The 11,070-nt window shown below is 46.4% G+C and carries 12 protein-coding genes; 8 read left to right on the plus strand and 4 right to left on the minus strand.

All coding sequences use genetic code 11. From position 1 onward, the window contains the following. Positions 1-88: 88 nt before the first annotated feature. The 6 genes from nifS to A4E24_RS02625 all read left to right on the plus strand — a co-directional run bounded on the left by nifS (position 89) and on the right by A4E24_RS02625 (position 5,046). On the plus strand, positions 89-1,252 hold the full coding sequence (gene nifS, locus A4E24_RS02600) for a cysteine desulfurase NifS (RefSeq protein ID WP_292351398.1): 1,164 nt from the start codon (positions 89-91) through the stop codon (positions 1,250-1,252). After that, the gene (locus tag A4E24_RS02605; protein ID WP_292351399.1) at positions 1,252-1,623 is read left to right on the plus strand and encodes an iron-sulfur cluster assembly scaffold protein; all 372 of its coding nucleotides are present in this window, start codon (positions 1,252-1,254) and stop codon (positions 1,621-1,623) included. The genes nifS and A4E24_RS02605 overlap by 1 nt, the downstream gene beginning before the upstream one ends. 17 nt (positions 1,624-1,640) lie before the next feature. Beyond that, complete coding sequence (locus tag A4E24_RS02610) at positions 1,641-2,003, plus strand: transcriptional regulator (protein WP_292351401.1); 363 nt, start codon at positions 1,641-1,643, stop codon at positions 2,001-2,003. Continuing rightward, positions 2,000-3,223 (plus strand): Nre family DNA repair protein, encoded by a 1,224-nt coding sequence (locus tag A4E24_RS02615; RefSeq protein ID WP_292351403.1) that lies wholly within the window; start codon positions 2,000-2,002, stop codon positions 3,221-3,223. The genes A4E24_RS02610 and A4E24_RS02615 overlap by 4 nt, the downstream gene beginning before the upstream one ends. A gap of 96 nt (positions 3,224-3,319) precedes the next feature. Continuing rightward, entirely contained in the window at positions 3,320-4,357 is a 1,038-nt protein-coding gene (locus A4E24_RS02620) for an inorganic phosphate transporter (RefSeq protein ID WP_292351405.1), read from the plus strand. Beyond that, a complete protein-coding gene (locus A4E24_RS02625; protein WP_292351407.1) occupies positions 4,354-5,046 on the plus strand; it encodes a TIGR00153 family protein in 693 nt (230 codons plus the stop codon). The genes A4E24_RS02620 and A4E24_RS02625 overlap by 4 nt, the downstream gene beginning before the upstream one ends. On the opposite strand, the gene A4E24_RS02630 is transcribed toward A4E24_RS02625, so the two are convergent. Next, the gene (locus A4E24_RS02630) at positions 5,035-6,510 is read right to left on the minus strand and encodes an NAD(P)/FAD-dependent oxidoreductase (RefSeq protein WP_292351409.1); all 1,476 of its coding nucleotides are present in this window, start codon (positions 6,508-6,510) and stop codon (positions 5,035-5,037) included. The two genes, A4E24_RS02625 and A4E24_RS02630, sit on opposite strands and share 12 nt — an antisense overlap. 21 nt (positions 6,511-6,531) lie before the next feature. Further along, entirely contained in the window at positions 6,532-7,245 is a 714-nt protein-coding gene (gene purC, locus A4E24_RS02635) for a phosphoribosylaminoimidazolesuccinocarboxamide synthase (RefSeq protein WP_292351418.1), read from the minus strand. Positions 7,246-7,390: 145 nt separating this feature from the next. Between purC and nikR the strand changes: the two genes are divergently transcribed. Then, entirely contained in the window at positions 7,391-7,813 is a 423-nt protein-coding gene (gene nikR, locus A4E24_RS02640; protein ID WP_292351411.1) for a nickel-responsive transcriptional regulator NikR, read from the plus strand. Here the strand turns inward: nikR and A4E24_RS02645 are convergent. Together A4E24_RS02645 and A4E24_RS02650 are read right to left on the minus strand one after the other, a co-directional pair. After that, positions 7,807-8,160, minus strand: coding sequence for a helix-turn-helix transcriptional regulator (locus A4E24_RS02645; protein ID WP_292351413.1), 354 nt, complete (start codon positions 8,158-8,160; stop codon positions 7,807-7,809). The genes nikR and A4E24_RS02645 overlap by 7 nt on opposite strands. A gap of 479 nt (positions 8,161-8,639) precedes the next feature. Then, the gene (locus A4E24_RS02650; RefSeq protein WP_292351415.1) at positions 8,640-10,217 is read right to left on the minus strand and encodes a hypothetical protein; all 1,578 of its coding nucleotides are present in this window, start codon (positions 10,215-10,217) and stop codon (positions 8,640-8,642) included. A 240-nt stretch (positions 10,218-10,457) separates the two neighbouring features. On the opposite strand from A4E24_RS02650, the gene A4E24_RS02655 reads away from it, so the two are divergent. Then, positions 10,458-10,901: a Fur family transcriptional regulator gene (locus A4E24_RS02655; protein WP_292351417.1), complete on the plus strand. Its 444-nt coding sequence runs from the start codon at positions 10,458-10,460 to the stop codon at positions 10,899-10,901. Positions 10,902-11,070: the final 169 nt, after the last annotated feature.

The following is an 11,070-nucleotide window of genomic DNA, read 5'->3' on the forward strand; positions in this document are numbered from 1 at the left end:
CCAGTTACTTACCTTTAATTTTCCAAAGTATCAGATTTATTCATTTTATGGGAAGGAGTAAATCCGTCAGTTATTCATAAGGTGAAGCATGAAACGTATATATCTGGATCACAGTGCAACCACGCATGTGGATACCAGGGTTCTGGAGGCCATGCTCCCTTATTTTAGTGAAAAGTTCGGAAATGCTTCAAGTTTACACTCTTTTGGACTGGAAGCTGCAGAAGCACTATCCTCTTCCCGGGAACAGGTGGCTGCAGCACTGGGTGCTGAACCGCAGGAGATAATTTTCACATCAGGTGGCACCGAATCTGACAACATGGCCATAAAAGGCTCTGCATACATGTGTTCTTCCCGGGGCAGGCATATTATCACTTCTGTTATAGAACATCCTGCAGTATTACGCACCTGCGAGCAGCTTGAGAAAGAGGGTTTCGAAGTTACCTATGTGCCAGTGGATAATGAAGGCATATTGGATACGCAGTTCCTTGAGGATTCCATAAGGGAAGACACCATTCTCATAAGTATAATGCATGCCAATAATGAGATCGGAACTGTTCAGCCCATAAAGGAAATCAGTGAGCTCATAGAAGGGCGGGGAATAGTCCTTCACACCGATGCTGTCCAGTCCGTGGGTAAGATACCTGTTGATGTGAATGAACTGGGCGTGGATATGTTGTCCATATCTTCCCACAAGCTCCACGGTCCTAAAGGTGTGGGAGCCCTGTACTTGCGCAGTGGTGTCAATATCCTGCCTATAGTGCAGGGTGGTGGCCACGAACGCGGTCTGCGTCCGGGTACCGAGAACATCCCGGGCATCGTGGGTTTTGCAAAGGCAATGGCCATTGCCAGGGAACAACTGGAAGCGGATTCCAGGCACATGCAACGTCTGCGGGATTCTATGGTAGAAAAGGTCCGCAGCAGAATACCGTATTCCAGGCTTAACGGTCATGAAATAAAGCGTCTTCCGAACAATGTGAACATGAGTTTCAGGCATGTGGAAGGTGAATCTTTGCTTATGCTCCTTGATATGCAGGGCGTTGCTGTTTCCACCGGCTCGGCATGTTCCTCTAAATCCCAAAAAGCTTCTCATGTGCTTACAGCCATCGATCCAGGTGTAGATTATATACATGGTTCACTGAGGTTCACCCTAGGTAGGGAGAACACCATGGAAGAGATCGATCTTGTAGTTGATCTCCTTGAGGAGGCCGTCATAAAGCTGCGCCGGATGTCACCTTTCGAGGAGGGGAATTAATGTACAGCAGAAAACTTCTGGAAGAATTCACTGATCCTAAGAACGTAGGTGTCATCGAAGATGCAGATGGAGTGGGTCAGCTGGGCAATCCTGCAGATGGTGATGTCATAACTATCTACATAAAGGTCAGGGATGGTATACTCACAGATGTTAAGTTCAAGACCTTCGGTTGTGCAGCGGCTATCGCTACTTCGAGTATGGTGACGCAAATGGCAAAAGGCAGGACCATAGAAGAGGCCAGGCGTATAACAAAGGAAGAAGTGGCTGAGGCGCTGGGTGGTCTTCCACCAGGCAAGATGGATTGTTCGAACTTTGCTCCGGATACTTTAAGGATGGCCATTGAAGATTATCAGAATAAACATAATATCTGATAGCGGAGGCTCATCTTTTGAAAACGACTTGTGAGATCATGGTGCAGAAAGTCCTTCCTGCGATACGTGCAGAGATCGCACGTGTGATGTTCTCTGAACACAGATGTACCCAGCAGGAGATCGCTGATATCCTCTGTCTTTCAAGGGCTGCCGTTTCACAGTACATGAGCGAGAAAAGAGGAGCTGAAGTTGATTTCCCAGAAGAGGTCCGTGCAGAGGTGAGGAAGTTCTCTGCCAGGTTACTTAAGGGCATGGACCAAAAGGACCAGGTAGAAGGTATGTGCAATATCTGCAGATTCGTGCAGCACTCCGGCTGGTTCGATAAGAACATACCTGAAGCAGGATCATGCATCCTATGTGGGGATAAAGAGCAAAGTTGAGCCATAATCAATGTGTACAATGCAAGGGACGAGGATTCTGTGGACGTCCTGTATGTCCCATTCTTGAAAAGTTCAAGTCCATAGAGTCATCTGTAATAACCAGTAAAGGAGCAACTTCCATATTCGGAGCCTCTCCTCCGGCAGTTTTCATTGGCAGGCATGATTATCCTTCAGTGATGTCGGGTCCCATGGTTCCTCCTGATATGGGCGCAGATGAGTCTTCCATGCTTGAGGACCCTAAGCAGCTGCTCAGCATGGGCATTGGAGATATCATTGCAGCACGTTCCAGGCTTGTGAGGGCAGGCGCACGCATGCACGTTAAGGATGCCGCAGATCCCAAAGATCCTTTACTCCTGAAGTCTCAGGAACTTGCCCTTTCTATAACGCCTGTGGATACTGAAGCCTGGTTCAACAAGCCTCTGTCCAACAGGTTGAAGTTCGATAGCGTAATGACCCCTATGGGACCTTCAGGTGATCTAAAGGATCTGGATATCACTGAGAACCCGAATGTTCCAAAGAAGGTCGATTATCTGGTATATGATGACGATGCTCTGGCAAAGGATGCTGTTTCAGAGCTTATCTCCTCGAATATCTCTCAGGACCACATCACCCGTCTTCTTTCCATTGGACTGCTCGGAAAAGAGCGCAAGCTGGTACCCACCAGATGGTCCATAACAGCAGTGGACGATATGCTGGGCAAGGATATGTTGCACAGTGTCCGGGATCATCCTCAGATAAGCGATATTATGCTCTTTAGCGGAGGAGCTTTCGGTAACCATTTCGAAATACTCTTGATCCCCCGAGTATTTTCCTATGAACTAATAGAGATATGGATGCCCAGGGCTGTATGGTCGGGTGACTCCACATGGATAGGTGCCGACGGTGAGGGCATGGACGGCAAAAAAGGATATTCTAGTCTTGCAGGTGGTTATTATGCGGCGCGTCTTGGGGCCCTGGAGTACCTCAACGGTATCAGTAGACAGGCTACAGTGTTCATGGTAAGGGAGATCACGCCAGATTACTGGGCGCCTCTGGGCGTATGGGTTGTAAGGGAAGCTGTGCGCAACGCTTTGCAGAATCCTCCACAGAGGTTCGAGAGCACAGATGCAGCTTTGGCGGATATGTCCTCAAGACTTCAAACTCCCATTGAGGCATGGAGGCCAAAAGCAAGTCTTATGAAAGAGTTGAAGTGCCAGAGGACTCTTGATTCTTTCTTATAGGCCTATATGGCTATATAGTGATATATAGAATATTGTACCTACATTTATCTATATCTTACTAAATTGTCCACGTAGTTAATAGGAGGATAATGGAAAATGGATATTTTTAATCCCTATGTGATAGCTCTAGTAGCTGCGGGATTATACATGGCCTGGAACATTGGGGCAAATGACCTTGCCAATGCCATGGGAACTTCAGTTGGCAGTGGTGCACTTTCCCTTAAACAGGTCATACTGGTTGCAGCAGTATTCGAATTCTGTGGTGCTGTTTTCTTTGGGAAGCGTGTCACTTCTACCCTTGCCAAAGGCATTGTGCCTGTGGAACAGATCAGGATGATAGATCCACATCTTGTGGTCATCGGTATGCTTGCAGCGATCCTGGCTGCAGGTTTCTGGATCACGCTTGCTACTTTTTATAATCTTCCTGTTTCCACAACTCATTCTATCGTTGGTTCTGTTCTTGGTTTTGGATTGGTATCGGCCTATCATGGGATCATATCTTACAGTGAGATACATTGGTCAGTTCTGATCAAGATCGTAGCAAGCTGGCTGGTTTCCCCTTTGCTGGGTGCTCTTGTAGCATATATTCTGTTCATGCTGGTGTCCCGTTTTATCCTCCAGAAAACTGACAAACCTTTTGCAGTTGAAAAGAAGTTCGTATATCTTCAGACCATGACAGCATGTTATATGGCATTCGCACATGGTTCCAATGATGTTGCAAATGCAATAGGTCCTTTGTATGCAGGGCTCAATGTGCTGGGTATGAATGGTGTGCAGATACCCACGTGGATCATGGTGATCGGCGGGTTCGGGATGGTGCTTGGGCTTGCCACATGGGGCTATAAAGTGATACAGACCATTGGTAACAAGATAACTGAACTTACTCCCACAAGGGGTTTCTGTGCAGAGTTTGCCACTGCTTCCGTTGTGGTGCTGCATAGTTATAGTTCCCTGCCGATCTCAACCACTCATACGCTTGTCGGATCTGTGATAGGTGTTGGTCTTGCAGGCGGTCTTGCAGCGGTTGATTTAAGTGTGATAGGAAAGATAGCAGTATCCTGGATAATCACGGTGCCTGTGGCAGCGTTGACTTCAGCTCTGATATTCACAGGACTAATGGGGATAGGAATTTGACGAAAAGGGAATACATACGCTCTGTGCTAAGCGTCTTTGCAAAATCTCCTTTCAGGCCTTTGCACATGCATGCCACTAAAGGAGGAGATGCTGTCCGAAAGTTAAGCGAGGAACTTTCTGCTTTCTTTGACTGTGACACGAACACTGTGCTACGCCTCAATAATGAGATAGATGTCCTTGAGCATGAGGCAGATGTGATAAAACAGACCATACGGTCGGAACTTACATCTACGATCATGCTGCCGGTCCATGCTGATGACCTCCTCAATTTCCTCAAACCACAGGATTCGATCTCTGATGAGTGTCAGGATGCAGCTTACTGGCTTACACTGCGAAATTGTCAGGTACCAAAAGAACTCGAAGAGGGGTTCCGTGAACTGATGTCCAGGACCCTGGCAACGGTGGAGATGTATGAGCTTCTTGTGGACACGCTAAGCGAGCTACTGGAATCTTCTTTTGGGAAGAAGGATGTACATGAAACCCTGGAGCTTGTCACCAGGGTAGAAGAAATGGAACACCAGGTGGACGTTATAGAAAAACAAGTTATGAAACAGATATTCGAGAAGGAAGAATTGCTTGATGGCGGAGGTGTTTATTTCTTCCTGGAACTTGCCAAGAACATAGGCCGCATTGCTGACCGTACCGAGAGTGCTGCGGACAGGTTGCGGACCATGGTATTAAGGAGATGAGTTCCGTCCTCCTCTCCTGTGCAGGTTGCCATCTATGTTCAGTACACGCAGCATTTCTATAACAGAATATGCAGCACGGGTGATGCCCATACTGCGCCGGTCCGTGTCTGTTCCCGCAACATACAGATTCTTTATGGGCGTCCTGATGTCCGCAAAGTTCCCATCAATGGTAACTGCAGCCTTTTCAGGAATAATGATCTGCTCATGCTTCATCTCAACATGTTCCTCGATGCCGGGAACAGCATTGTATATCGTTTCATAGGCCTTTTTGACCTCAGAGCTGTCATCCTTTTCCGGGTCTATCACAAAAGTAAAACCTACCAGCTGTTTTCCTTCAGGCGCAAGGGATGAGTCATAGTTGCTGATGGGCATTGCCCAGTAGGCCTTGTCCCTGAACCAGATCTCAGAACCTATGTAATTGAAAGCTTCCATGGTAGTGTCCAGCCCAAGCCAGATAGTAAGGCTTTTTGTTTGTACGATGCCTTCTAGTTCTTTGACATAGGAAGAAGGCAGATCTTCTACAAGATATGGCAGATCCTTTGCAAAACCTGTGTGTATCACCATGTCAGCAAGGTATGTGTCGTCTGCCATCACGCCTTTTACCACTCCCTCCTCTGTCAGGATCTTATGCACAGGATCCTCCACCATGATCTCCACTGACCTGGGCAGGGAATACAGTATGGTATTGAGGAGTGATCTGAGGCCTTTACGCGGATATCCCTGGGAATAGCTTACCTTGTTAGTGGCAAGCCTGCCCAGGGTTGTAAGGGGACTTGATACCTTGTTCAGCCGGGTTTGCAGTGAAGTATGCAGGTTCAATGGGATCAGGTTCTGCAGTACTTTTTCTTCCTGACCGTTCCTTTCTTCTGTTTTCAGGATCTCGTCCAGCTGTTCTGGTGTTACACTGTCCCGCACGAATGCGCTCCCTTCAAGTACCCTCTGTGCCGATGTATGTTTCATGTCCTTGCCTGTAAGGAAATAAGATATCGTATTGGCAAAGTCGTAAGTATCCTGGGAGAGGTTCTTGGGAAGGAATTCATATACGGATTGTTTGGATAGGTCCATTCCGAAGGTCCTATATGTAAGGGCTTTGGTGACAGCCTGGCTAAGTACCAGCCTGTCCATCTTGGGCAATACGTCGAAGGTCACGAATTCCTTGATATTGGAAGGTACTTTCACAAGACGTTTGTCCGTGCGGATGAAATAGTTTCCGTAGTCCTCGAATACGGGCAGGTAGTCGAAGTAGCTCTCCATGAGCCTTTTCAGCGGACCTTCGATGAGGTGTGTGATGGCATGTGCCCCGGTGTCCACCTGGAACCCATCCACTACATAGCTATTACAGTTGCCCCCCACATGTTTGCTTTTTTCCAGTATCAGGACCTTTTTTCCATGCTTTGCAAGTACCAAAGCTGAAAGCAGTCCTGTGACACCTGCACCGACAACTATAACATCATATTTTTTCATGATGCCAACCCCTTTGAAGGCTCACTGGAATATCTCAGGGGCTATACGTTTTGCTATTTCTTCATATGCTTTTGTCAGATCTCCTTTGTCGAAGCGGAAGATATCCTTGTCCATGGACCTTCCTGTTTCCTTGTCCCAGAAGCGGCATGTATCACAGGATATCTCATCGGCTACCAGGATCTGCCCATCCTTTCTCCCGAACTCCAGTTTGAAGTCTGGCAGGGCTATGCCGCGTTCATCAAGGTATTTGATGAGGATGTCATTGACCTTGAGGGCAAGCTGCCTTATTGTGGCTATTTCTTCGTGTGTGGCTACTCCCAGGGCTACGGCGATGTCTTCGTTGAGCATGGGGTCGCCGTACTCGTCGCTCTTGTAGTCCATGACTATGACAGGTTTCTTGAAAATCGTGCCTTCCTTTATGGGGTATCTGCGCGTGATGGAGCCTGCAGCGATGTTGCGGGGTATGACCTCTATTTTGATGATGTCCACAGCTTCCACAAGCATCTCAGTGTCTGAAAGCATCTTTATATAGTGGGTCTTGATACCCTTGCTTTCCAGCAGCTCGAAGAGCTTTTTTGATATCTGGGCATTGTAATATCCTTTCTTTGAGGCTTCGCTCTTTTTCTTTCCGTCAAAAGCGGTAAGGCTGTCCCTGAACTCGGATATGTACTTTGAAGGGTCTTCGGTCCTGTATATGGTCTTTGCTTTTCCTGAGTATAATTGTTCGCCTTTCATCATCTCCCTCTATGGCAATGTTCTTTTATTATATTTTCCCATGTAAGTACTATTTATCTTAATAAATCTATCATCAAGACATACAAAATGTTATTAGCCTTTACTTTCATTAGTAGGTCTATATATCTTATTTATGGGTGATCCTATGGAACAGGAATTAATGAGAATTGGTGTTTCGCTGCCTGAGAACCTTCTTACGAAATTCGATGGTATCATTGAGCAGAGAGGGTATTCATCACGTTCGGAGGGTATACGGGATGCCATCAGAAGCTACATCACGCATTACGAATGGATGAGCGATGTGAAAGGCAGGCGTGTTGCTACCATCACTCTGATCTATGACCATACCAAACGCGGACTGACCAGCTCCCTTACGGAGATACAGCATGACCATTCTTCTCTGATCAAGACCTCTATACACATCCACCTGGACCATGACAACTGCCTGGAGGTCGTTATCCTGGACGGAGAGGGTCAGGAGGTAAAGACGATAGCTGAGAAGCTGATGGCGCTTAAGGGTGTGAAGTATGTGAAGCTCAACACCGCCCAGCCTACGGAAAGTCACTGATCGAACGTTCTTTCGATAGCTTTGAGCAGGGACATTCCCAGGTCAGTGAGACAATATATCTGATAGTTCTTGTTCCTCGTGGACTCCACGAGCCCTGCTCCTTTGAGCAGCTTCAGATGGTATGACAGTGCAGAGTGCTTATAGTCCGTTATTTCCACGAGCACGCATACGCAGAGCTCCTGCACTTCCAGGGCTTTGAGTATGTGTATCCTTACGGGGTCTGAGAGCACCTTGAACAGTTCCACGAGCCCAGTCACATTTTCCTGCATGGCATCATGGACCTTCTGCATGGTCATATCAGGCAAAATATAAGGTTCAGGCTCCAGCAGTCTTTCTTTTCCGCTCATTAACACTGGATGATGTCCTGATATGTTAATAATCTTTTTACCCTATTATCGGTGTAAGGATATTGATAGTTCTGTCTGCTGTGGAACGATTTAGAAACATTCAAATATGTTCGGGCGATTGTTTAAACCAAGGAGTCGGGTGTGAAGCCACCACCAACACCCTGCTGCGAAGACATCACAGAATTGTGCATAACCAACCAACCAACAAACGATGTCCTGGATACTACAGGGATCCAAGTGCTTCACATACTCCTTAAAAACAGAAACACGTTCTTTTTTCTCGAAGATCGCATGTTTTTATGGTGTCATTGTAACATGTCAATAAAAAAAACTTCTGCAACATGCCAAGTTTTAAAAAAAACATCTGCTGCTCTGCACCATTACAGGAAACCATCATAAAAAAAGTACACCGGGAGCGGGATGCATCCCGGGTTTTTTCGATCATTCAGCTGAAAGCTGCATGTTCAAATATCTGTCATTTATACTGGACCAAAGTCCGGGTCAGGGATCCACTGCCCAACATTCACGTGTACACCATAGAAGTTATTCAAGGGGACCGTAATAGTGCATGCGGATTCAGCAGGATCACAGGTCTTCTTCCAAGCAAAGCGACCAGGCTCTGGCTTATCACTTGGGGCTGCCGCATAGTCCTGCACCTTCAGGTTTTCGGTAACGTCCTCAAACTCCCATGGAGTATCCAGTTTTACAGTGATGTCGATAAATCCACCAGTGGCCTCAGAGAAAGCTACTGTGCCAACTGGAGTGGTCTGCCCAGCGAACAGATTAGTGATTTTCGGTGTATATGCAACGTAGGTTGCCCAGTTGCCCTGGTCAACATACCTAATGAGTCCACTGGTCAGTTCATTCGCCGCCCAGGCGGTTTCACCATCAAAGACGAAGCACTGGACGTTGACCAAGAGTGTGGCAGAGGCAGATTGTTTCGTCTCAACTATAGTGGCGGTGTTGTCGTAACGGAAATCACCACATTCTTCTGCGCCGTAGTATGCCCAGGCAAAGTCCTTGTAGTAGGTGAACTGAGCGTTATTCGGGGCAGTAACTGTGCCTAGATTCACTGTACCAAACAGGTCACTTATGTCTTGTATATTGACTACGTCGTTAACCTTAGTTACCTCGGCATCTTCCCAGTTTATAGTGGCAATTGCGGTTTCAGTCACTGGATTCTCTTCATCTACATAATATGTGACATATACCACATTAGATCCCTCGACATAAACTTTCTTGCTGTACGTGCAAATCAACTGCCCTGAGGCTGGCACTTCGACGGCCTTAGTACAATCAACATCAGTCACTGTTCCATAAACATCAATCACTTTTCCAGCAACAACATCAATCGGTGTTTCAGCTAGCGTATCCTCAATCTTGGTAACGACGATAGGAACATTTGCACTGTTTGTGATGGTGATCTCTCCTGAAACTGCCCAGTCGCTGTCCTCGTAACCTTTGTAGGTCACATCCACGGTCCAGGTTGCTTTTTCATCGCCGCTGCCGTCGGTGTAGAGCCAGATCTTGGGAGACCCATCTTCCTTATATCCATCTTCTGTGGTAACTTTCTTTTCTATATCCCAGAAGTGTTCACGGGTGTATGAGGTCTCAGCGGTCTTGGAAATGTCAATTAATTCTTGGATGCTACCACCAGGGCAGTAGTCGGAAATAACAAGCTTGCTGTTTTTGCCCGGAGCGCCATTGAGATTTATCGTAGCTTTGAGGTTTTCTAGGTCATAGTATGGTGTATAAAAATGCCATACATTGGCGTTCAGCGGCTCTCCTGGAGAATAGGTGCCGAGTGGTTTGCCGTCCTTGTCAGTAAGAACCAAATTTGCGTCGGTAGATAGGCCTTTGGTGTTGAATACCCAGTGAATCCAGCCATCCAGATACATATCGTAGCGGGGATCATCCGCATCGGGCATTGTACAATCCTGGGAATATAGTCCGTTTATACCATTCCAGTCATATGTGTACATGCTATTTGCGCCCGCCGCCGGGAGCAGGGCAAACACTAAAGCCATTGCTATCAATGTTACAATCAATTTTTTCATATCTTATACCTCCCACTTTCTCGTAAGTTTATATAGTACGCGTGGTAACACTCATACTATAACTTAAATCTTCTTCTTTTTCCGAATCTTCATTGGAATTAACTTAGATTTCCCACTCTCTCAAAAAACATGAATTTCTCTTTCTGACCTTAGCAATAAGCAAAGATCATACTCTACTTTACCTCGCTTATAAATATGAGCACATTCTTATTTAAGAACAATTATTAACTAATAATACATATGACCGAATCGCAATATATTGATAAAAAAATAATTTCTACATTCAGGGAGAATAATTTAAAAGTCACTCCACAGAGGATAGCCATCGCCAAATATGTGCTCAATAACAGCGAGCATCCTACAGCTAAGAGGATCTATCAGGAGATCAGGATGGCACATCCGACGGTCAGCGTGGCAACGATCTATGCCACTCTCAAGGTCCTGAAGGAAATTGGTTTTATCCAGGAGCTGAATCTGCCCGACGGCCAGTCGAGATTTGATCCGAATCTGGAGCCCCATGCACATCTGATCTGTGAGAAATGCGGCGATATCACTGATTGGGAGGACCCTCTCCTGTCTGAATTGGTTAGCAATATTTCCAATGATGCACATTTTATCGTGAGCGCATCGGGTCTGAACCTTAATGGCGTTTGCAGGAAATGCCAGGAAGATGAGAACACTTAAAAGCAGGACCAAAGGCAGCCTTTATCCTCTGGCATAAAAAAAGATCATCGTATCCCGACAAAGCAGGATACGATCTGAAGTATGTCTTGCGTTCAGAAAGTGACACTTTTTGTAGAATAGACATTCTGCGTTGGGTCGTATGTGTATCCATCACATGTGATGCCCGTGA

The sequence above is a fragment of the Methanomethylovorans sp. PtaU1.Bin093 genome, assembly GCF_002067275.1.
In the GTDB taxonomy this organism is placed as follows: domain Archaea; phylum Halobacteriota; class Methanosarcinia; order Methanosarcinales; family Methanosarcinaceae; genus Methanomethylovorans.

Excerpts from the sequence above, each read along its gene's own strand:
- nikR (WP_292351411.1), top strand. The coding sequence starts at position 7,391 with ATGGAACAGGAATTAATGAGAATTGGTGTTTCGCTGCCTGAGAACCTT.
- A4E24_RS02620 (WP_292351405.1), top strand. The coding sequence starts at position 3,320 with ATGGATATTTTTAATCCCTATGTGATAGCTCTAGTAGCTGCGGGATTA.
- nifS (WP_292351398.1), top strand. The coding sequence starts at position 89 with ATGAAACGTATATATCTGGATCACAGTGCAACCACGCATGTGGATACC.
- A4E24_RS02645 (WP_292351413.1), bottom strand. The coding sequence starts at position 8,160 with ATGAGCGGAAAAGAAAGACTGCTGGAGCCTGAACCTTATATTTTGCCT.
- A4E24_RS02605 (WP_292351399.1), top strand. The coding sequence starts at position 1,252 with ATGTACAGCAGAAAACTTCTGGAAGAATTCACTGATCCTAAGAACGTA.
- purC (WP_292351418.1), bottom strand. The coding sequence starts at position 7,245 with ATGAAAGGCGAACAATTATACTCAGGAAAAGCAAAGACCATATACAGG.
- A4E24_RS02650 (WP_292351415.1), bottom strand. The coding sequence starts at position 10,217 with ATGAAAAAATTGATTGTAACATTGATAGCAATGGCTTTAGTGTTTGCC.
- A4E24_RS02655 (WP_292351417.1), top strand. The coding sequence starts at position 10,458 with ATGACCGAATCGCAATATATTGATAAAAAAATAATTTCTACATTCAGG.
- A4E24_RS02630 (WP_292351409.1), bottom strand. The coding sequence starts at position 6,510 with ATGAAAAAATATGATGTTATAGTTGTCGGTGCAGGTGTCACAGGACTG.